The sequence below is a fragment of the Paenibacillus xylaniclasticus genome (genome assembly GCF_004001065.1).
GTDB classification, from domain to species: Bacteria; Bacillota; Bacilli; order Paenibacillales; family Paenibacillaceae; genus Paenibacillus_T; species Paenibacillus_T xylaniclasticus.
Genome location: NZ_BIML01000003.1, coordinates 234,465 through 254,071, shown reverse-complemented (window position 1 = coordinate 254,071; position 19,607 = coordinate 234,465). Strand labels below are relative to the sequence as shown.

General features: G+C 53.0%; 23 protein-coding genes. 20 read left to right on the top strand and 3 right to left on the bottom strand.

Annotated features, from left to right (window positions below):
• Positions 1 to 36 precede the first annotated feature (36 nt).
• A complete protein-coding gene (locus PXY01_RS04825) occupies positions 37 to 1,560 on the top strand; it encodes a xylose ABC transporter ATP-binding protein (protein ID WP_127567838.1) in 1,524 nt (507 codons plus the stop codon).
• Positions 1,557 to 2,735, top strand: a complete 1,179-nt coding sequence (locus PXY01_RS04820) for a sugar ABC transporter permease (RefSeq protein ID WP_127567836.1) — start codon at positions 1,557 to 1,559, stop codon at positions 2,733 to 2,735. The genes PXY01_RS04825 and PXY01_RS04820 overlap by 4 nt, the downstream gene beginning before the upstream one ends.
• Positions 2,736 to 2,809: 74 nt before the next feature.
• Here the strand turns inward: PXY01_RS04820 and fabV are convergent, their stop codons facing one another.
• A complete protein-coding gene (gene fabV, locus PXY01_RS04815; RefSeq protein ID WP_127567834.1) occupies positions 2,810 to 4,000 on the bottom strand; it encodes an enoyl-ACP reductase FabV in 1,191 nt (396 codons plus the stop codon).
• Positions 4,001 to 4,142: 142 nt separating this feature from the next.
• Here fabV and PXY01_RS04810 point away from each other — a divergent pair, with 142 nt between their 5' ends.
• The 5 genes from PXY01_RS04810 (at position 4,143) to PXY01_RS04790 (ending at position 9,630) form a co-directional block, all read left to right on the top strand.
• The gene (locus PXY01_RS04810; protein ID WP_246027798.1) at positions 4,143 to 5,210 is read left to right on the top strand and encodes a glycoside hydrolase family 25 protein; all 1,068 of its coding nucleotides are present in this window, start codon (positions 4,143 to 4,145) and stop codon (positions 5,208 to 5,210) included.
• A 250-nt stretch (positions 5,211 to 5,460) separates the two neighbouring features.
• Positions 5,461 to 6,399, top strand: a complete 939-nt coding sequence (locus tag PXY01_RS04805) for a manganese-dependent inorganic pyrophosphatase (RefSeq protein WP_127567832.1) — start codon at positions 5,461 to 5,463, stop codon at positions 6,397 to 6,399.
• 255 nt (positions 6,400 to 6,654) lie between these two features.
• Complete coding sequence (locus tag PXY01_RS04800; RefSeq protein ID WP_127567830.1) at positions 6,655 to 7,452, top strand: DeoR/GlpR family DNA-binding transcription regulator; 798 nt, start codon at positions 6,655 to 6,657, stop codon at positions 7,450 to 7,452.
• 199 nt (positions 7,453 to 7,651) lie between these two features.
• The gene (locus PXY01_RS04795) at positions 7,652 to 8,443 is read left to right on the top strand and encodes an HAD-IIA family hydrolase (RefSeq protein WP_127568078.1); all 792 of its coding nucleotides are present in this window, start codon (positions 7,652 to 7,654) and stop codon (positions 8,441 to 8,443) included.
• Positions 8,444 to 8,457: 14 nt separating this feature from the next.
• Positions 8,458 to 9,630 carry a sn-glycerol-1-phosphate dehydrogenase gene (locus PXY01_RS04790; protein WP_127567828.1) on the top strand — a complete coding sequence of 391 codons (1,173 nt, stop codon included), beginning with the start codon at positions 8,458 to 8,460 and terminating at the stop codon, positions 9,628 to 9,630.
• 462 nt (positions 9,631 to 10,092) lie between these two features.
• On the opposite strand, the gene trpB is transcribed toward PXY01_RS04790, so the two are convergent.
• Positions 10,093 to 11,259, bottom strand: a complete 1,167-nt coding sequence (trpB, locus tag PXY01_RS04785; protein ID WP_127567826.1) for a tryptophan synthase subunit beta — start codon at positions 11,257 to 11,259, stop codon at positions 10,093 to 10,095.
• Positions 11,260 to 11,509: 250 nt separating this feature from the next.
• Between trpB and PXY01_RS04780 the strand changes: the two genes are divergently transcribed.
• From PXY01_RS04780 to PXY01_RS04770, 3 genes are all read left to right on the top strand, one after another.
• Entirely contained in the window at positions 11,510 to 11,914 is a 405-nt protein-coding gene (locus PXY01_RS04780; protein WP_127567824.1) for a phage holin family protein, read from the top strand.
• A gap of 116 nt (positions 11,915 to 12,030) precedes the next feature.
• Positions 12,031 to 12,414, top strand: coding sequence for a YhjD family protein (locus PXY01_RS04775; RefSeq protein ID WP_127567822.1), 384 nt, complete (start codon positions 12,031 to 12,033; stop codon positions 12,412 to 12,414).
• 128 nt (positions 12,415 to 12,542) lie between these two features.
• Positions 12,543 to 12,920 (top strand): cupredoxin domain-containing protein, encoded by a 378-nt coding sequence (locus PXY01_RS04770; protein ID WP_127567820.1) that lies wholly within the window; start codon positions 12,543 to 12,545, stop codon positions 12,918 to 12,920.
• 37 nt (positions 12,921 to 12,957) lie between these two features.
• Here the strand turns inward: PXY01_RS04770 and PXY01_RS04765 are convergent, their stop codons facing one another.
• On the bottom strand, positions 12,958 to 13,221 hold the full coding sequence (locus PXY01_RS04765; protein ID WP_127567818.1) for a hypothetical protein: 264 nt from the start codon (positions 13,219 to 13,221) through the stop codon (positions 12,958 to 12,960).
• A 133-nt stretch (positions 13,222 to 13,354) separates the two neighbouring features.
• Between PXY01_RS04765 and PXY01_RS04760 the strand changes: the two genes are divergently transcribed.
• From PXY01_RS04760 to PXY01_RS04715, 10 genes are all read left to right on the top strand, one after another.
• Positions 13,355 to 13,642, top strand: coding sequence for a Dabb family protein (locus PXY01_RS04760; protein WP_127567816.1), 288 nt, complete (start codon positions 13,355 to 13,357; stop codon positions 13,640 to 13,642).
• A gap of 177 nt (positions 13,643 to 13,819) precedes the next feature.
• A complete protein-coding gene (locus PXY01_RS04755; RefSeq protein WP_127567814.1) occupies positions 13,820 to 14,242 on the top strand; it encodes a DUF86 domain-containing protein in 423 nt (140 codons plus the stop codon).
• A 138-nt stretch (positions 14,243 to 14,380) separates the two neighbouring features.
• On the top strand, positions 14,381 to 15,064 hold the full coding sequence (locus PXY01_RS04750) for a helix-turn-helix transcriptional regulator (RefSeq protein ID WP_127567812.1): 684 nt from the start codon (positions 14,381 to 14,383) through the stop codon (positions 15,062 to 15,064).
• Positions 15,065 to 15,265: 201 nt separating this feature from the next.
• Positions 15,266 to 15,766, top strand: coding sequence for a DUF948 domain-containing protein (locus PXY01_RS04745; RefSeq protein WP_127567810.1), 501 nt, complete (start codon positions 15,266 to 15,268; stop codon positions 15,764 to 15,766).
• On the top strand, positions 15,766 to 16,197 hold the full coding sequence (locus PXY01_RS04740; protein WP_127567808.1) for a YtxH domain-containing protein: 432 nt from the start codon (positions 15,766 to 15,768) through the stop codon (positions 16,195 to 16,197). The genes PXY01_RS04745 and PXY01_RS04740 overlap by 1 nt, the downstream gene beginning before the upstream one ends.
• A gap of 184 nt (positions 16,198 to 16,381) precedes the next feature.
• Complete coding sequence (gene racE, locus PXY01_RS04735) at positions 16,382 to 17,197, top strand: glutamate racemase (RefSeq protein ID WP_127567806.1); 816 nt, start codon at positions 16,382 to 16,384, stop codon at positions 17,195 to 17,197.
• A gap of 188 nt (positions 17,198 to 17,385) precedes the next feature.
• Complete coding sequence (locus tag PXY01_RS04730; protein WP_127567804.1) at positions 17,386 to 18,594, top strand: M14 family metallopeptidase; 1,209 nt, start codon at positions 17,386 to 17,388, stop codon at positions 18,592 to 18,594.
• A gap of 97 nt (positions 18,595 to 18,691) precedes the next feature.
• Complete coding sequence (locus PXY01_RS04725; RefSeq protein WP_127567803.1) at positions 18,692 to 18,931, top strand: hypothetical protein; 240 nt, start codon at positions 18,692 to 18,694, stop codon at positions 18,929 to 18,931.
• A gap of 126 nt (positions 18,932 to 19,057) precedes the next feature.
• Complete coding sequence (locus PXY01_RS04720) at positions 19,058 to 19,360, top strand: iron-sulfur cluster assembly accessory protein (protein ID WP_127567801.1); 303 nt, start codon at positions 19,058 to 19,060, stop codon at positions 19,358 to 19,360.
• 20 nt (positions 19,361 to 19,380) lie between these two features.
• Complete coding sequence (locus tag PXY01_RS04715; RefSeq protein ID WP_127567799.1) at positions 19,381 to 19,605, top strand: YuzB family protein; 225 nt, start codon at positions 19,381 to 19,383, stop codon at positions 19,603 to 19,605.
• Positions 19,606 to 19,607: the final 2 nt, after the last annotated feature.

Here is a 19,607-nt window from a genome sequence, read left to right as displayed (position 1 = left end):
TCCTTCTTCCGTCTTAACAGAGGTGAGCATAGACCGATGACAGCCGCATTAGAGATGCGCAATATAACGAAGCGGTTTCCAGGTGTGACCGCGTTGGACAATGTGACGTTCACGGTCAAGAAGGGCGAGGTACATGCGCTCTGCGGCGAGAACGGTGCGGGCAAATCGACGTTGATGAAGGTGTTGAGCGGTCTGCACCCTTATGGCTCGTATGAAGGGCAGATTTTAATCAATGGGGAAGAGAAGCAGTTCCGTCAGATTAGCGATGCAGAGCATGCAGGCGTTGCGATCATCTATCAAGAGCTTGCGCTCGTAAAGGACTTGTCTATCGGTGAGAATTTGTTCCTCGGCAAAGAGCCGGCTCGATGGGGTGTTATTAACTGGGAATATGTGTTCCGTGAGAGTGAACGGTGGCTGCGTGAAGTCGGCTTGACTGATGTGAACCCGGAGCAATTAACCGGAACGCTCGGTATCGGCAAGCAGCAGCAGGTCGAAATTGCTAAGGCGCTGTCGAAGAACGCGAATTTGCTTATTTTGGATGAACCGACTGCTGCGTTAACGGAGCAGGAGGTTGAGATTTTGCTTGGCATCCTGCAGGAATTCAAACGCCGCGGCGTAACATGTATATACATTTCACACAAGCTGAATGAAGTGTTCGCCATTGCCGATACGGTTACCGTGTTGCGTGATGGACAGACGATCGGAACGTATCCGATCGGAGAGCTGACCGAGGACAAGGTCATCTCGCTCATGGTTGGTCGTGAGCTGAAGGAGCGTTTTCCACGAATGCCGGCTAAGCCGGGCGATGTCGTGTTGAAGGTAAGCGATTATTCGGTTATGAATCCGGATCGTCCAGGACGCAAAATCATTGACAATATTTCATTCGAGGTACGTAAAGGCGAAATTTTCGGAATTGCCGGACTAATGGGCGCTGGTCGAACGGAGCTTGTCATGAGCTTATTCGGCGCGTATGCGGGTAAAGCATACGGTAAGGTCGAAATTGACGGCAAGCAGGTGAAACTGAACAGCACGAGAGCTGCGATCCGCGAAGGGTTGGCGCTCGTGTCTGAGGATCGGAAAAAATATGGGCTTGTGCTCGGCATGGATATTAAGAGCAACGTTAGCATGGCAAGTCTTGCGAGCATCTCGCCTGCAGGCATCATTAATCATAATTTAGAGGCGGCCAGCGGCAACCAGTATATGCGTACTCTACGAATTAAGGCCAATAATGTAGAGACGATTACGGGAACGCTGAGCGGCGGCAATCAGCAGAAGGTTGTGCTTGGCAAATGGATGATGACGAATCCGAAAATATTGATTCTCGATGAGCCGACACGAGGAATCGACGTTGGCGCGAAGTTCGAGATTTATAATTTGATGAACGAGCTGGTCAGTCAAGGCGTCGCGATTATTATGATCTCGTCGGAAATGCCGGAGCTGCTCGGGATGAGCCATCGGATTATGGTTATTTCCGAGGGACGGCAGACGGGGCAGTTCACGGCTGAGGAAGCAACGCAAGAGAGGATTATGGCAGCTGCCACTGGAGGGAATCGAGCATGAGCGTTAAGCATGAAACAATAGCGGAGCATGCGGGCTTGAAGCAGCGCCCGAACTGGTTTAAATTCGATGCTCGTGCATATACGATGATCGGAGCTTTAATGTCGATCTGGATTTTGTTCTCGCTGCTACACGAAAGATTTTTGTCCGCGACGAACTTATCCAACCTGTTTCTTCAAATGTCTGTAACGTCGATATTGGCTATTGGCATGGTGCTTGTCATTGTCGCGGGACAGATTGACTTGTCGGTCGGCTCATTGGTCGGCTTTCTAGGCGGGATCACTGCGATGCTGAACGTCTGGTACGATTGGAGCACCGTACCGGTCATTATTGCAACGCTTGCTGCCGGAGCCGCTATCGGCTTCATTCAAGGCTGGTTTATCGCGTACCGAGCCGTTCCGGCCTTCATCGTCACGCTAGGCGGAATGCTCATATTCCGCGGTGCATTGTTCGGTACGACAGGCAGCGTGACGATTGCGCCGCTGTCGCCGTCCTTGAAATCAATCGGCCAATCGTATATCGCAGACGGGATCGGCTGGGTATTCGGCATTATTGGTCTTGCAGCAGCTGCGCTGCTTGTCCTGCGCAAACGGAACGCACGCGCCAAATTCGGGTTTGAGGTGGAGCCGCTTCCGGTCAGCCTGCTTCGTCTGTGCGTAACGGGCGCACTCATTATTGGTTTCGTTTATGTGATGAACAGCTATAAAGGCATTCCTGTGCCATTCGTTATGGTCATTGTGCTGGCGCTTATCTTTACGTTTATTTCGCGCAATACGACGTTCGGACGCCATGTCTATGCGATCGGAGGCAACTCGGAAGCGGCTCGTCTATCGGGCATTAACATTAAACGCCGCATTTTGCTTGTCTTCGTCCTCTGTAATACACTCGCCGCTATTGCTGCTCTTGTCTTGACGGCAAGGCTGAATGCGGCGACGATGAGTGCCGGTCAGAACTATGAGCTTGACGCGATCGCAGCCTGCGTCATCGGCGGCACCAGCTTGATGGGCGGTACTGGCACGATTGCGGGCGCGATTATCGGCGCACTCGTCATGGCGAGCCTCGATAATGGCATGAGTCTGATGAACCTCGAATCGTTCTGGCAGTATATCGTTAAAGGCGGCATCCTCATCCTAGCTGTGTATATCGATATTTATACCCGGCAGAAGAGAAAAGCGTAAGCGACGCAGAGTAAGAATAACAGTGCAAACAAGCCTCCGAATATTCTCGGAGGCTTGTTGCATGTAATAATCGATTAACGAAGGTTCGGAATGTCGACTGCCGGGTTCGTGTCCGCCTCGTAGTCAATGCCATCCGTCTCGAAGCCGAACAGCTGGAAAAATTCTTTGCGGTAGCCGAGCAGATCAGACTTCTCATACACGTTCTCGGTCGTCAAATCCGCCCACAGCTGAGCGACTTCCGCTTGCACGTCTTCGCGCATTTCCCAATCGTCGATGCGGATGCGGCCTTTCTCATCGAGCGCTGCAGGCTCAGCGCTATACAGCCGCTCGCTGAACAAGCGGTACATTTGCTCGATGCAGCCCTCATGCAGTCCTTTTTCCTTCATCACTTTGTACAAGGCAGAGATGTACAGCGGCACGACAGGAATTGCAGAGCTCGACTGCGTTACAAGCGCTTTGTTGACCGAGATAAACGAGCGGCCGCCAATTGCAGCGAGCTTCTCGTTCAGACGATTCGATGTTACCTCGAGATCGTCCTTCGCAGCGCCAATTGTACCTTCCTTGTATACGGCATGCGTAATTTCTGGTCCGAGGTAGGAGTAAGCAACCGTCGTAGCACCTTCCGCCAGCAAGCCGGCCTTCTGCAGCTCGTCGATCCACATTTCCCAGTCTTCGCCGCCCATGACGGCGATCGTCTGACGAAGCTCGTCTTCTGTCGCCGGTTCAATCGTCGCTGTCGAGACTTCGCCGTTATGGAAGTTGACGGTCTTGTTGGAATAGGTCTCGCCGAGCGGTTTAATAACCGATACGAACGTTTCACCCGTCTTCGGATGCGTGCGGCGCGGGGATGCGACGCTGTAGACAACGAGGTCGATCTTGCCGAGCTCCGTGCGAATCAGGTCAAGCGTCTTGGCCTTAATCTCGTCGGAGAATGCGTCGCCTACGATGCTGAACGACTTGCTGCCTGTCTCCTGCACCGCTTTCTCGAATGCAGCGGAATTGTACCAGCCTGCCGTTGCGGTGCGAGAGCCTTCTGCTCCTTTATCGAAGTATACGCCGATCGTGTTGGCGCCGGACCCAAATGCGGCTACGATGCGGGAAGCGAGGCCGTAGCCGGTCGATGCGCCGACGACGAGCACGTTGCGCGGACCTTTGATGGCCGGCTTGCTTTTGACATATTCAATCTGACGCTGTACTTGGCTTGCGCAGCCTTCCGGATGCGCTGTCGTGCAAATAAATCCGCGTGATTTCGGTTGAATGATCATGAGAACGTCCCTTTCTGTATGTAGCTTCCGAGTATTTCATCTGATGCGTTTAGGCAACTCTCTCCTATTTTATATGATAACTACCTCTGAACGAAAGGGCGGCTTCGAAAATAGTTCCATAAAGCAGCTTCTGCAGCATACAATGAACTGCATTTATCCGATGGAGAAGGAGGCGGATCATTTCGGTATGCAGCCAAGCAGCCCCGGTAGAGCGCAGGGGATTGATGTGTCCCGTTATCAAGGCAGCATTAACTGGTCCCGGGTAAGGGCGGACGGCGTGTCGTTCGCTTTCTTGAAAGCGAGCCAAGGGCAGCGTTATCGAGATCGTACGTTTAAGACGAATGCATCTGGCGCAAGGAAGGCGGGCATTCTTATTGGCGCTTATCATTTTGTGGACGCTGCGAGCGTCCAAGAGGCGAAGCGGGAAGCGGAAAATTTCGCTGCAGCGATCGAGGAGGCGGGGGGCGCCTTCGCGTTCCAGCTGCCGCCTGTCATGGACTATGAGTCTGCTGCGGCAGGGCTGAAGAAGTCACAGGTGACTCAAATTGCTCATGCCTTCCTGCAGGAGGCGGAGCGGCTTATTGGTGTACGGCCAATCGTGTATACGTACCCTTATTTTGCCAACAACTATTTTGACGACTCTCTCGCTTCTTACGAGCTGTGGATTGCTCGATATGCGAACGATCCTCCTGGGAAGATTGCGGGCTGGAGCAGCTGGACGTTCTGGCAGTACAGCGACGGCTCGCAGGGCGGTGTACGGTCTAGCGGCAGCCGGTCGGTTGACGGCATTAGCGGACCGGTCGATTTGAACGTATATAAAGGAACGGTACAGGAGCTGAATGCGACATACGGGGTGAACCGCGGTGATGAAAATAAGCCTAGGGATGAAGATGGGGCAGACGATAAGGAGGGGCAGCCGATGACGGAAGCGGAGAAGCAGCAGCTAGAAGCGTTGATCAGACGAGTGGCGGCGCTTGAGAAGCGCGTGAACATGTCCGGCAATCAGACGCCTCCGGCTTGGGCGAACGATGCCATTGTCGCTGCGAAAGGCGCGGGCTATATTACAACCTCGAACGATAAAGGCCATGCGGAGCTTGTGATGATACAGATGCTGTACAACGCAGGCTTGTGTAACGACGAGCTGGTCGCATTCTTCCGTGAGTTCAGCGCTGAGACGAGAGCAGCGATCGAAGCGCTGGTGAAAGGGTAGCCGCATTCCAGTGCATAGAGCTTGCAGCATGATAACTCAGTCTTACAGAAGCCGCTCTATGGGAGCGGCTTCAATGCTTTGTGCAGAATTTGTAAAATCGCAAACGGGTTGGTAAAGGAATTCGGACATTTTCAACGTGAAAATTTTCCGATAAGTGTGCTATGATAAGGGACGAGCCTATTTCTCCCTTATTTATTAAGGCGAAGAATGTCGGAATTAAATATCGTTATTGAAGGAGCGAAAGTGAATCATGGCTAAAGTTCTTGTATTCGGACATAAAAATCCGGACACGGATACGATTTGCTCGGCTATCGCATATGCGGAGCTGAAGAAGCAGCTTGGCGTTGATGCGGAAGCGGTTCGTCTCGGCGAAGTGAACGGCGAAACGCAATATGCGCTCAGCCATTTCGGCATCGAAGCGCCGCGTCTTGTTGAAGCGGTAGCTGCAGAAGCGAAGGAAGTTATCCTCGTCGACCATAACGAGCGTCAGCAAAGCGCAAATGATATTGCAGATGTACGCGTTCTCGAAGTCATCGACCACCACCGGATCGCGAATTTCGAAACGGCTGACCCGCTATATTATCGCGCTGAGCCAGTTGGCTGCACGGCGACGATTCTGAATAAAATTTTTAAAGAAAAAGGCATCCAAATTCGCAAAGAAATCGCGGGTCTGATGCTGTCGGCTATCATCTCCGACTCCCTGCTGTTCAAATCGCCTACTTGCACGCAAGAGGATGTTGACGCAGCCCGTGAGCTCGCGGCAATTGCAGGCGTAGATGCGGAAAGCTACGGTCTGGCTATGCTGAAAGCTGGCGCAGACCTGAGCGACAAATCGATTGCCCAGCTAATTTCGCTCGATTCCAAAGAATTCTCGATGGGCAATGCGAAAGTCGAAATCGCGCAAGTGAATGCGGTTGACACGAACGACATTCTGTCCCGTCAAGGTGAGCTGGAAGCTGCGCTGAACGCAATCATCGAGGAGAAAGGACTCGACCTGTTCCTGTTCGTCGTAACGGACATTCTGACGAACGATTCGGTTGGTCTGGCACTCGGCCGCTCCGCTAACGTTGTAGAGAAAGCATATAATGTAACGCTCTCGAACAATACAGCTGTTCTGAAAGGCGTTGTATCCCGTAAGAAACAAATCGTACCGGTTCTGACCGATACGTTCAATAAGCTGCAAGCTTAAGAGCTTCATAACCTTCGTTACCGCCGTAAGGGGGTACAGCAGGGCCGTCCTAATCGCCATATGGTGAAGGATGGCCCTTTTATTTAAATTAGTAGGGGAGTAGGGGGTGGTGGTGAGAGCTACTATCGCGGCGTGGAATGTCATCGGATAAGGGGCTGCTGCAATCTAATTGTTGTTTCCTGTTGTTTAATGACGAAATTCGATATAATGACAATAATAGATTGCTGTATGACGAACTTCTAGGAGGAATTTACGATGTTTGCCCCTCATCGCCGGGAACTTATATTACAGCTGCTGCAGCAGCATAAGCAAGTAATCGTGAAAGACTTGGCCCGCCAATTAAACGTATCGGAAGGCACGCTGCGAGCCGATTTGCGTCAGATGGAGGAGGAAGGGCTGCTTGAACGGACGCACGGCGGAGCGGTGCCGGTGCGGTCGAAGAAGCCGTCGTTCCAGGATTTGCGCGTAACATATAGGACGGAGCTGAATACGGAGCTGAAGCAGGCAATTGGCCGCAAAGCGGCGGAGCTTGTTCATCAAGGGCAGTGCATATTGCTTGATGCAAGCTCGACGGTGCTGGAGCTGGCGAAGGCGCTTGTCGATTGTGACTATTTGACCGTCGTCACGAATGGAGTAGAGGCGGCGTTAACGTTGAACCGCAATCCGCGTATTAACGTCATTCTGATCGGAGGTGTGCTGCGGCCTGGTTCGGGATCAGTAGAAGGGGTGCTCGGTCGGACAATTCTGGAAGAAATTCATGCTGACCTGTTCTTTACCTCTTCCCTAGGGTTTACGATCGAAGAGGGAATGACCGATTTCAGCTTATATGAGGCAGAGTTGAAGAAGCTGATGGCGGCCAATGCCACGCGGATCGTCGGGCTGCTTGACCATACGAAGCTCGGACGCCGTTCGATTGCGACGAGCGTGCAGACGCGAGCAGTGCATACAATCATTACCGATGATGGGGCCGATCCGGCCTTTTTGCGGCGAATAAGCGGGATTGAAATTCATATTGCGGATAGTTCTGCCGAATATCGTCATTCGACGGATTGATATAACGGCAAACGATGATATAGCAACAAAATTATGATGATCAAATATCAATAAATATCTGACGTAAGGATAACGAATACAAACGCTAATAAAAGCAAACAATCGTTGACATTCGAACGTTAAGAGAAGGAAAATAGTAGAGTAAGGATCGCCTAACGTAAGCGATCACACTCGTTTCGCGGGAGGCGTGGTTCCATCGATGATTGCAGCGGCATTGGACGGATTTGTAATAGATTTGGACGGTACGGTATTTCGAGGAGACCGCGTTATCGAAGGGGCGCCGGAAGCGATAGCGACACTCCGCCAAGCTGGCAAACGGTTTGTGTTCCTAAGCAACCGCGGCAATATTTCGAGAGCGATGTGCCGAGCGAGGCTCAGCCGGTATGGCATCGAGGCGGCAGAAGAAGAGATTGTGCTGTCGTCTACGGTGACGGCCCGTTATTTGCTTGACCGGGAGCCGGACTCTCGAGTGTGGACGCTGGGCGATGACGGGCTGCGGGAAGAGCTTGCATCGTGCGGCATTATGCATGCCGAGCGGCCCGAGGCTGCGGATTGGCTCGTCATTACGCTGCATGAAACGTTGACTTATCGGGATCTTAATGAGGCGTTCCGCGCGGTAAGGCACGGCGCTCGTATTATCGCGACGAACGAGGATCGTTCGTTCCCCGGCGCGGAGGGCGATCAAATCGATGTAGCAGGTATGATTGGTGCCATTACGGCGTCGACCGGCGCGAAGGTCGAGGTCGTCGTCGGTAAGCCCTCGGCATACATGGCGGAAGCGGCGCTGTCAGCGCTTGGGCTCCCGGCCGACCGCTGCCTTATGATCGGTGACAGCATCGAATCAGATATCGGCTTGGGCAAGCGCTCTGGCATGAAGACGGCGCTCGTGCTGAGTGGTTCAACAGTTGAGGGGACGGACGAATCATGGACGGCGAGACCGGATTGGGTATGGTCCTCCATAGCGGAGCTGGTCAGGATAGTTGGATTTTAAAGGAGAGGGAACGGATGAGTAATGTATATCAGAATTTGAAGGCTGCAGCGCCGGAGCTGCAAGATGCGGCGCTAGCTTCGATCATGATCGATCCGATCGTAATTGAATCTGGTGCGATCCGGCAGGTGGCGCCATATTTGCTCGACCGCGGCTTTCGGCGTGTACTGATAGCTGCCGACGTCAATACGCATGCGGCAGCGGGAATACAGCTGTGGCCACGGATTGCGGACGCAGGCATTTCCGTGCAGACGACGCTGATTAAGCCGGATTCTCAAGGCGATGTCATCGCCGACGAAGCATCCCTCGTTCAATTAATGCTGGATATTCGTCAGACGCGGGCGGAAGCGGTTATTGCTGTCGGCTCGGGAACGATTCATGATATTGCCCGTTATTCGGCGTATACGACAGGCATTCCATTTATCTCAGTGCCGACGGCGCCGTCTGTGGACGGCTTCAACTCGAAGGGTGCGCCGCTTATTATTCGCGGTGAGAAGAGAACGTTCGCAGCGATTGCGCCGGAGGCGATTTTTGCTGACCTGGACGTTCTATGTGCTGCTCCGGGTGCGATGGTTGCAGCGGGCTTCGGCGACATGCTCGGCAAGTATACGGCCTTGTTCGACTGGACATATGGCGCCGCAGCTGCGAATGAGCCTTATGCAGATGCAGTTGCGGCTATTACGAAGCAGGCGCTGCACAAATGCGTTGAGCACGCGGAGGCGATCGGACGCCGTGATCAGGAAGGCATTCGGGTGCTGACCGAAGCGCTGATCGAATCGGGTCTAGCGATGCTGCTGTTTGGACAATCACATCCGGCTTCCGGTGCGGAGCATCATTTGTCTCATTATTGGGAGATGGAATATTTGCGGCTTGGTCGTCGCGCACTGCTGCATGGCGCAAAGGTAGGCGTCGCATGCGCGATTATTGCCGACCAATACCGCCGCATCGCAGGCGAGCAGGCGGAGCTGCTGGCAGCGGATCGCAATCGTCTCGAGCAGGCGATTGCCGAAATTCCGCCAGCCGAAGAGCTGCAGCGCTTGCTGCAGACGGCAGGCGCGCCGTCAACGCCGGAGGAGCTCGGCATTGACAGAGGGCTGCTTGCGCGCAGCTTGCGCGAGGCGCATCGCGTAAGAGCCAATCGCCATACGCTGCTTCGGGCGTTCAACGAAGCAACGGCCTCGGCAGGCTAAGCTTGAATGAATAACTAGCGGTTGATCAAGGCGTTAAGGCGCTGGATCAACCGCTTTTTTTTGTTTCGATGCTGGGCGTGGGCGGCTTGGTTCGGCACAAAACCTCCATAGCCTTCAGACGCATCTTCCGGCATGAACGATTATTTAGAACGCCGACTGGCTCCGCCGCCGTTGTAACGTTATAAAAGTGTGCCGTAACTGCAAGGTTGCTGGCACTGCCGCCGCTGTAACGTTATGAAAGTGTGCCGTACCCACAAGGTTGCTGGCTTCGCCGCCGTTGTAACGCCACGAAAGTGTGCCGTAACCGCAAGGTTGCTGGCTCCGCCGCCGTTGTAACGCCACGAAAGTGTGCCGTAACTGCAAGGTTGCTGGCTTCGTGAAAGCCGCCGGACCGACTGGTGTGACACAAAAAGTGATGTAAGAAGAGCACCCCTCACGTAGGGGCGCTCTAACAATAACGAATTACTTCTTCAGCATATGGAACACTTGCTCGACGTCCTTGTCGCCGCGTCCGGACAGGTTGACGATGAGGATGCTGTCCTTGCTGAGCGTAGGGGCGAGCTTCTTGGCGTAGGCGACGGCATGCGCGCTTTCCAGCGCTGGGATAATGCCTTCGGTGCGCGACAGCTCCTGGAACGCTGCCAGCACTTCTTCGTTCGTCACCGTCACGTATTCGGCGCGGCCGCTTTCTTTCAGGTAGCTGTGCTCCGGTCCGATGCCCGGGTAGTCGAGGCCAGCGGCAATCGAATACGTCGGCTTCGGATTGCCCTGCTCATCGAGCAGTACGAGACATTTGAAGCCGTGAAGGATGGCCGGCACGCCCTGCGTTAGCGATGGGGCTTGATCCGGCTCTACTCCGATCAGGCGGACTGTCGGCTCATCGAGATAATGAGCGAACGAGCCGATCGCGTTGCTGCCGCCGCCTGTGCAGGCAATAACCGCATCTGGGAGGCGTCCTTCTTTGTCAAGAATTTGTCTCTTCGACTCCTTGCTGATAATCGCTTGAAAATGCTTCACCATTGTTGGGTAAGGATGCGGACCGACGGCGGAGCCGAGCAGGTAGAACGTTGTTTTGTAGTTCGCGACCAGATCGCTCAACGCTTCGTCGACGGCGTCCTTGAGACGGCCTTGTCCTTTCTCGACGGGCACGACCTTGGCGCCGAGCAACTCCATTCTAAATACGTTCAGCGCTTGGCGGCGGGTATCCTCAGCGCCCATATATACAACGCATTCCATGCCGAACATCGCGCATGCCGTAGCCGTTGCGACGCCGTGCTGTCCTGCACCGGTCTCGGCAATAACACGCTTGGCGCCCATCCGCTTCGCAAGCAAAATTTGACCGACTACGTTGTTAATTTTATGAGAGCCGGTATGATTCAAATCTTCCCGCTTCAAATATACTTTCGCGCCGCCCCATTGCTCAGTTAAATGCTTGGCGTAAGTAAGCGGATTCTCTCTGCCGACATATTCGCGCATATAGTACTGCAGTTCCTCGTTAAACGTAGGATCGTCTTTGTAGGTATTAAATTGTTCCGCTAAGTAGTCTAGCACTTCCTGCAGCTCGGGTGGGACGAAGCTTCCGCCGAATTGCCCGAAGTAGCCTTCTGCCGCTTGTTGTTCTGCTGCCAATGAAACCGCCTCCAAAATTATGGTTGAAAAATGGCGGGCGCTAACCCTTATTTTTATCGTAACACAAATTTACTTAAGGATGAGCGATTATTTATACAGAATATGAAAATTTATAATTTTTGCAAAATAGGCGAACGGATCGGACAACCTCTCCTGCGCCTGCATATAGATAGAGTAGGTTATCCATGCTGTGCGGTTTGTGCCGGCAGGGAGACACCGGATCTTTATAACTAATGAAGGAGGGAGGAATATGCAGCTTGCTTGGTTTAATTCTGCTGTTGCCTGTCTGGGCACGATCGCAACGTACGCGTTCGGTGTGTGGCCGCAATCGCTTACCGTTCTGCTTATAGCGATGGCGATTGATTATGTGACTGGCGTCGCGGCGGCTTTGAGAGAGAAGAAAGGATTGAACAGCCATATTGGATCATGGGGATTAACTCGCAAAGGGATGTCCTTGTTGATCGTGCTTTTAGCTCATCAGATCGATCTGCTGCTTCAAATCGGTGACGCGACAATGTCAGCCGCAATCTATTTTTACTTGGCGAATGAACTCATCTCGATTACCGAAAACTACGGACGGATCGGATTGCCGCTGCCCGATAAAGTAAGACGGATTATCGAGGTGCTTAAAGATAAAGATAAAGGCAGCAAGTAACGGGAGGGGCGAACCAGATGGGACAAACTGTTGGACAAAAGGCGACGGTCCGCTTGCATAAGCGGGCCTATTATCGTTATAATAAGAACAAATGTTCTCATTTGGAGGGTTTGCCGATGGCGATTAGGAATAGAGAGCTGGCTGCGCTTCCACCCGTGCAGAGCGATGCGGAGCTCGAGCTGGTAAAGCGGTATATGCTGCTCGGCATCGTCATGCGCATATTGGATCACGATATACGGGTCGTCAACCGTTCGGGCATGAAGCTGCCGCGGCTGTACGAATCGATTTTGCGAGCGGTACAGGATCGGGTGCTGCTTGACTTAGCTGCGCTTCGCAAGCAATTCCGCGATGCCGGCATTAAGATCTACGAGGAGCTTCAAGAGAAGGACGGCCTCCATGCCAAATATGTATGCCGCGGCTACCATCACCAATTTTCGATGGTGTGGGGATTTGTGAAGGCGGAATCGGAACGGCTGATGAAATCTTATTTCCGAGAATGAAACGTTCAAAGTTTTGTCACATTCCGTAGAAAAAAGTTTATTCACAATGATGTTTAAGGTTGAGAAGAATGGACGAAGTTGGTTATTATAAGGAGTAGACAAATGCATGCAAGGGGGAGCACAGAGTTATGCACAAATGGACGATGCTCGTCTTATTCGTGGCGGCGACCTTACTGAGCGTCTACTTGCTCACGTTTGGTCTTCCGGAGAAGCCTAAGGACGAATCGGAAGGACTGCCTGAAGGAATGCAGCTTCTTAAGATCCAAGCTTCAAACTATGAGTTCAACGAGAAGGAATATCATGTGAAGGCAGGAGAGCCTGTACGCGTTATTCTCCAGAACAAGAGTGGAATTCACGGAGTCGAGATCAAAGGGGCTAACGTGAATTTGAATCAGGAGACTACGCAAGCTGATGTTACATTCGAACCCGGCACTTATGAATTGCATTGCTCTGTACTGTGCGGTTCCGGACATGCCGACATGAAATCCGTACTTATTGTGGAATAAGAGAAAAGGAGCCGGTCGGCTCCTTTTCCTTGTTAAGTTAATAGCGCGAACGTGAGCGTCTGGCCGCACGCTGCCGGTTAATGATCGTATCCGCAATAAATCCAAGCGCAGCCCATGATAACACTGTCCATACGTATATGGATAGAACGCTGACGTTATGGATATCGAACAGCAGATCGGCGATCCAGGCGGGGATGCTAAGCATGAAGAATACGAAGTTGTGCGGATCGTATCCCGTCGCATTGAATAAGCATAGGGCCAGCCCGATGAGGGTGGCCGCAATCGTAATCGTATAGCGCATAAACGTTGCAAGCCCCTTTGTACGATAATTTGGCCTCTATTCGTAACGATATTATGCGACAACGAACGGTGATTCATGCGATAATGTAAGCTGAGAATCAAAATTGAAGACATAACAGGAGTGAAGACAGCAAATGATAACGCACATCGTCATGTTTAAACTGAAGGACCGCAGTCCTGAGAGCGTTGAGCGCACGGCACAAGTGCTTCGTGATATGGAAGGAAAGATAGAGGAGCTGAAGCATTTGGAGGTTGGATTGGACGTGCTTCATTCCGAGCGCTCGTATGACATTGCACTCATTACAAAATTCGAATCGTTGGAAGCATTGGAGGCTTACCAAGTACATCCAGTTCACAAAAAAGTGATCGAGCATATGGCGCAAGCGCGCGAAGCGTCGGTTAGCGTCGACTTCGTTAGCTAAGGAGCGTATATCGATGGGTGACGTATTCGAGTTGATGACGTATTTGATCATCGTAATTGTTAGCAGCATTATTATGGTCGCATGGCTTAAGCGCCGCGGACGTCGCTCGGGTTCGAGCCAGGACGTGGAATAAAGAGAAGCCGCCGTGCGGCTATAGAAAGGAGCAGCAGCAACAGCATGTATTACGTTAACGTAGATCAGATCCGGCAGCGGCTGGAGGCCATTCCAGCTATTGCGGAGACGCTGACCATTCTGGTCAGCCGTTGGAGCGGATCGCTGCTGGAAGGAATGGCGCAGGAGAGGGCGCTTCATCTCGCCATCGAGACGGTGACGGATGTCGGCAGCTTTCTTATTGACGGGTTTATTATGAGGGATGCAAGCAGTTACGAGGATCTCGTCGACATTATTGCCGAAGAGAACGTGCTGCCGGATACGATGAGCGGGCCGTTATCGGAGCTCGTAAAGCTGCGCAAGCCGCTGGTCCAATATTATTATGAATGGCCGCGTGCGGAGCTTCATCCGCTGTCGCCTAAGCTGCCGGAGCTGCTGACTGGGTTCAAGTCTGCAGTCGAGCAATATTTGGAGCGGGAACTGCGCTAGAATGAATGTAGAAGCCTGCTGCCGGTGCGCCGGCAGCAGGCTTTTTGGCAGACAAGCGCCGAGCATCCATACAAAGCAAATTTACGAAAGCAGTAAAATCGGTTACAATGTCGTAAAAGCAGGAGAGGCGGTGGGAGGATGAAACGAAGCGAACGCAGGGACGAAATCGGCCATCCCCCACTTCGCAGCGAACGGTCGACGAGGCAGACGGTTATCGGACTGCTGAAGACAAGGGGAGCTCAGAGTGCCGGGGAACTGGCGTCTAGCCTTGGGTTAACGGAGATGGGCGTGCGCCGGCATTTGTATGCGCTGGAGCAGGACGGGTATATTGAGCAATCGTCCGTCGTGCGGGGCGCCGGAAGACCGAAGCATATGTACGCGCTGACGGCTGCATCTGAGGAATTGTTTCCGAAAAATTATCAAGGCCTAACGCTCGAAATGCTCGACGAGCTGTCGTCGGATGAAGAGACGGCTCCATTAATCGATAAGCTGTTCGCAAGCCGCAAGCGTAAGCTGCTGGAGCGATATGCTCCGCGGATGGAAGGCAAGGAGCTGGAGGGCCGCGTCTACGAGCTGGCAGCTATTCAGAACGCCGGTGGCTATATGGTGGAGGTAGAGCAGCTGGAGAGCGACAATAGCTACCGTCTGCATGAGTATAACTGTCCGATTGCACAAGTAGCGAAGCCTTACCAGCAGGCGTGCGCTTGCGAGCTGCAGCTGTTCGCAGACTTACTGCAGGCGAAGGTAGAGCGTACAGAATGTCTCGCTAAGGGCGGGGGTAAGTGTACGTACGTCATTGGACCTGCAGCGGACAAGAGCTAATGATCGTAAATGATTTTAAGTCATTATAAGATGCGTCACAGGGAACATCGTATTGTCCAGAGCGGACATGCGGTGTTCTTTTTTTGTCATCTCCTGTCAATTCGTAGTGTCGAGACGAGCCCAATGTGCTTATACTGTCACTACACAATAGGCATTCGTCTATTTCACCGGAGGGACGATGCAGGAAAGGAGCGAAAGGTCATGATTACGATAGGGTGCATCGTTGCCGTTACTGTCATATTCGCCGCGCTGACGGCCGGCCTGCTTATTGGGCTAAGAACGATCGTCAGCCGAGTCGTGCTGATACAGCTGTCATCGGAGCGGCTGGAGCAGGATGTAAGAGCACTGTTGATAAAGCTGCAGAAGACGTCCGAGCGGGCTGATGAGACGCTGGAGCTGATTAGTGCTCAGCTAAGAGCCGTAAGTGGATTATTCCAAGCGGCGTCGCTGCTCGGTGAATCGGTCGAGAACGCATCGGCGGCTGTCAATTCGATGACAGCGGCATTATCGAACAAAGCCCGGCAGCAGGCGGAGCGAATCGAGAACAAGAAGCTTCGCGGGTTAGATGAAGCGCTCGATTGGGCGGAGGTCGGCATGACGGCTTGGCAGCTGTGGCAGTCCGTTCGTGACAAAATCGCGAAAAAGTCTGCATGCTCCGGGGAGGACGATGGGTACGATAAACGTGGAGGGAGCGATTCATAATGGCAAAATCGACAAGTACGAAAGGCTTTTTGCTCGGGGCATTGGCAGGGGCGGTTGTCGGTTCGATAACGGCACTGTTGTTCGCGCCGAAGTCTGGTAAAGAGCTGCGCAGCGATATCGCGGACAGCGCACAGAAGGTAAGTGACACGACGGTGCGTCTGGCGAAGCAAGTCGGAGACGGTGCATCAGATGCAGCAGAACGCGCCAAACAGGCAGCATCGAACGTCATCACGAATATTAAATCGTGGCGCGGCGGATCGGATGTGAAGGAGGAACTGGAGGAAGCGATTGTCAGCACACTGACAGCCGGCATCGAGTCGTCTGAGCAAGAGGCCGATTCTGTGACCGCACTTTCCGAATTGGAACCGGAGACAGAGCAGATTGAAGAGGCGCAGACTTCTTCTTCAGCTCTACAGCCGATCGGCTACTAACTATAAGTAAGCGGTATTGAAGGGGTTGTTTCCAGAAGGTTAGTGAAAACTGACTGACGGACCGCCCCTTTTTTTTCGTATATGACTAAAGATAGATCGCCAATGACAATATAGGTACATTTCATAGCGGAGTTTCATATGTTATTGAAGCCTGGATAATTGTTGAACAGAAAGCGGTGTGGATGTGCAGCAGCCGATTGCAATATTAGATTCCGGGGTTGGCGGACTAACGGTTGCCAAGGAAGTTATGAGACAGCTCCCCAAGGAGCGGATTGTCTACTTCGGCGATACCGCTCGCACGCCATACGGACCAAGGCCGGCCGGTGAGATCATTCGCTTTACGGAAGAGATTGTTGATTATTTAGTGCAATACGAGCCGAAAATGATCGTTATCGCTTGCAATACTGCAACTGCAGTCGCGCTGGAACCCATTAAGAAGCAGGTAAGAGTCCCTGTCGTCGGTGTGATTTATCCTGGTGCGCGTGCGGCACTCGGAAGGACGAGAACCGGAGTCGTCGGCGTTATCGGCACCGAAGGCACGATCAAAAGCAGAGCTTATGAAATGGCATTGATGCAGCTGTCGCCGAATGTGCACGTTATAAGTCAAGCGTGTCCCACATTCGTTCCGCTGGTTGAACAGGGTAACTTCCGCTCGGAGGAGACCTATGAGGCTGTCCGCTCCTCGCTCCTCCATCTGCGGGAATATCCGCTCGAGCTTGATTGTCTCATTCTAGGCTGCACGCATTATCCGTTTCTGGCGGAAGCAATCAGTGAAGTGATGGGTCCCAAGGTAGCGCTTATTAATTCGGCTGAAGAGACGGCAAGAGAAATCCGCAGCGTTCTGAAGATGCATGGGAAGCTGGCGGTAACGGAGCGTATGCCGGTTCATCGTTTTTTTTGCAGCGGGCAGCCGGCTGTGTTCAAAGCCATTGCTCAGCAATGGCTGGGTGAGCAGATCGAACTGACGCCTGTCGTCTGGCAGATATCCCATATTGGTTAAGATGAAATTGTAAAAGGGCAGCAGTAAGGCAGCCGAAGGACGGTATGCCGCTGCATGCCCTTTTTGTGTTCATGTCATCATTCGGAGGATAGCACTTTCATGTTCGCTGCATGAGCGATCCCTGTAATGAATAACATGTACGGATAAACCTGTATGATAACCGATTGAACGTGAAGGGAGGAAATCCCGTGCTTTCTTATACGGCTCGACCTGGAGATACGCTGCTTCGTATTGCACGGCATTTCGGCATATCCGCTGCATCTGTGCTGGCCTGCAATCCGCGTCTGACGGAAGGGGAACCGATCCCGCCCGGCATCGTGCTGCGAATACCATCTGCCTCCGACGTCTGGTATACGCTGCAGGAAGGCGATTCACTGGAGAGGCTGTCGGAGCTGTTCGGCGTAGCGGCTTCCGCGATCGAAGCGTCTAACAAAGGCATTCCCGCCGGCGGTTGGACAACAGGTACGCTGCTGCGTATTCCAGCCGGTCCGCCGAATCGTATTGTCGATGCAAGGGCGGAATATGGACCCGAGGAAGTAGCAAGAGACTGCCGGCTGCTGCAGAGCAAGTATGGTGACTTAGTCGAGACGACCATCATTGGGCAAAGCGTACTCGGCAAGCCCATTATAGCGCTGAAGCTGGGCAAAGGGGCGCGGTGCATCCATGCCAACGGCTCGTTCCACGCGAATGAGTGGATTACGAGCGCGCTGTTGATGACATTCGTTGAGGATGCCGCCGAAGCTTATGAGTCGGGCTGCATATGGCGGGGGAACGATATGAAGCAGCTGCTAAGCGAGGTGTCGCTCTGGCTCGTGCCTATGGTGAATCCCGACGGCGTAGAGCTGGTGCAGGAAGGGCTGCATACCGGTCACCCGTTGTACGATCAGCTACTGGCGATGAACCGGGGCTCGTTTCGGTTTAATCGTTGGAAGGCTAATGTGAGAGGCGTCGACTTGAACGATCAATTTCCTGCCTTCTGGGAGGAGGAGTGCCGCCGAAGGGGAACGCCTGGACCTGGGCCGCGCGATTATCCCGGCCCGAAGCCGCTTAGCGAGCCGGAGGCTGCAGCGATGGCTGCCTTCACGAACGAGCTGCCGTTTGAGCTGGTGCTTGCTTTCCATACGCAAGGGCAAGAAATATATTGGAATTATCGGGGATATGAACCGGAGCAGTCGGAATGGCTGGCCGCCAAGCTCGGCCAAGTGAGCGGTTATCGTCCCGTGAAGCTGAGCGGCAGCGATGCCGGCTACAAGGATTGGTTCATCCATACCTATCGGAAGCCAGGCTTTACGATAGAAGCGGGGATCGGCGTCAATCCGCTGCCGCTTAGTCAGTTCGATGACATGTATGATGAGATTGCCAAGCTGCTGCTGGAGGCGATGAGCTGGCGGCTGTAGCTGATAAAGGAGCAAAGGCCGCTGAACAACAGGTTTAGCGGCCTTTGCTCGCGTGGTATACTGTGTGTATACAGAATTGGAAGAGGAGGAGAACGGCATGAGCAAATGGCTGTCGCTCCGCCGCTGGAAGGGGACGCTCATTCGGGTCTACCGTCTGCTGAAAGAGCCGCGTATTGCGCTTCGTGACAAGCTTATTTTTATTATTCCTGTCGGCCTGTATTGGGTGCTGCCGGACGTGCTCCCGATCCCGTTCCTCCCGATCGACGACATTGCCGTTACGCTGCTGGCTGCTGGTGGGTTCGCTAGCTGGATGGAGCATAAGTACGGCATCCGTTGATAAACGGCAAATACCGGCAGCAGCGCTGCAGTTTATGGGTTGACATATGCGGTGCATTCTATACAATAGTTAAGATAAACGAGCTTAATAATCGTCACGAACCTAGATTTGAAGGAGCGGATAACAATGAAATGCAAAATATCGCGAGCGGCAGCTAAAGTGCTCCGTACAGAGCTGGACAAGCCGGAGAATGAAGGCAAGCTGCTTCGCATTCATGTGACGCACGCGCATGGCGATCATGCCCACTACGGCATGTCGATCGGTACGCCGGGGGATAACGATGTTGTCGTCTCGACGGATTCCGGCATCGATGTCATTCTGGAGAAGGGCGTCGATTTCCTTGACGGCGTGCGCGTCGATTACTTCTATGTGCCGCAAGAGGGCTTCGTTTTGTCGAATCCTTCGCGGGGCAATCACGGCGATCATTAATCGCGCGGGCACAGAACATTATGCCTAACGATATTCGCATCTGCGACAAATGCAAACATATCCGCGTAAAGACGATGCTGCCGAAGCTGGCAAAGCTCGTTCCCGAATCGGAAATTAAAGTGGGCTGCAAGTCCTACTGTGGCCCTTGCGCGAAGTATCCGTTTATTTATATTAATGGCCGGTATTTGAAAGCGGCGACGGAAGACGAAGCGATCGAGAAGGCAAAGCAATATATTAAGCCTTAACA

Bases quoted from the DNA above. Each gene is read 5' to 3' on its own strand.
- PXY01_RS04795 (WP_127568078.1), top strand. From the start codon at position 7,652: ATGATTGCAGCGGCATTGGACGGATTTGTAATAGATTTGGACGGTACG.
- fabV (WP_127567834.1), bottom strand. From the start codon at position 4,000: ATGATCATTCAACCGAAATCACGCGGATTTATTTGCACGACAGCGCAT.
- PXY01_RS04825 (WP_127567838.1), top strand. From the start codon at position 37: ATGACAGCCGCATTAGAGATGCGCAATATAACGAAGCGGTTTCCAGGT.
- PXY01_RS04740 (WP_127567808.1), top strand. From the start codon at position 15,766: ATGGCAAAATCGACAAGTACGAAAGGCTTTTTGCTCGGGGCATTGGCA.
- PXY01_RS04780 (WP_127567824.1), top strand. From the start codon at position 11,510: ATGCAGCTTGCTTGGTTTAATTCTGCTGTTGCCTGTCTGGGCACGATC.
- PXY01_RS04755 (WP_127567814.1), top strand. From the start codon at position 13,820: ATGTATTACGTTAACGTAGATCAGATCCGGCAGCGGCTGGAGGCCATT.
- PXY01_RS04725 (WP_127567803.1), top strand. From the start codon at position 18,692: ATGAGCAAATGGCTGTCGCTCCGCCGCTGGAAGGGGACGCTCATTCGG.
- PXY01_RS04800 (WP_127567830.1), top strand. From the start codon at position 6,655: ATGTTTGCCCCTCATCGCCGGGAACTTATATTACAGCTGCTGCAGCAG.
- PXY01_RS04775 (WP_127567822.1), top strand. From the start codon at position 12,031: ATGGCGATTAGGAATAGAGAGCTGGCTGCGCTTCCACCCGTGCAGAGC.
- PXY01_RS04720 (WP_127567801.1), top strand. From the start codon at position 19,058: ATGAAATGCAAAATATCGCGAGCGGCAGCTAAAGTGCTCCGTACAGAG.
- PXY01_RS04715 (WP_127567799.1), top strand. From the start codon at position 19,381: ATGCCTAACGATATTCGCATCTGCGACAAATGCAAACATATCCGCGTA.
- PXY01_RS04745 (WP_127567810.1), top strand. From the start codon at position 15,266: ATGATTACGATAGGGTGCATCGTTGCCGTTACTGTCATATTCGCCGCG.
- PXY01_RS04770 (WP_127567820.1), top strand. From the start codon at position 12,543: ATGCACAAATGGACGATGCTCGTCTTATTCGTGGCGGCGACCTTACTG.
- PXY01_RS04750 (WP_127567812.1), top strand. From the start codon at position 14,381: ATGAAACGAAGCGAACGCAGGGACGAAATCGGCCATCCCCCACTTCGC.
- PXY01_RS04810 (WP_246027798.1), top strand. From the start codon at position 4,143: ATGAACTGCATTTATCCGATGGAGAAGGAGGCGGATCATTTCGGTATG.
- PXY01_RS04820 (WP_127567836.1), top strand. From the start codon at position 1,557: ATGAGCGTTAAGCATGAAACAATAGCGGAGCATGCGGGCTTGAAGCAG.
- PXY01_RS04805 (WP_127567832.1), top strand. From the start codon at position 5,461: ATGGCTAAAGTTCTTGTATTCGGACATAAAAATCCGGACACGGATACG.
- PXY01_RS04790 (WP_127567828.1), top strand. From the start codon at position 8,458: ATGAGTAATGTATATCAGAATTTGAAGGCTGCAGCGCCGGAGCTGCAA.
- PXY01_RS04760 (WP_127567816.1), top strand. From the start codon at position 13,355: ATGATAACGCACATCGTCATGTTTAAACTGAAGGACCGCAGTCCTGAG.
- PXY01_RS04765 (WP_127567818.1), bottom strand. From the start codon at position 13,221: ATGCGCTATACGATTACGATTGCGGCCACCCTCATCGGGCTGGCCCTA.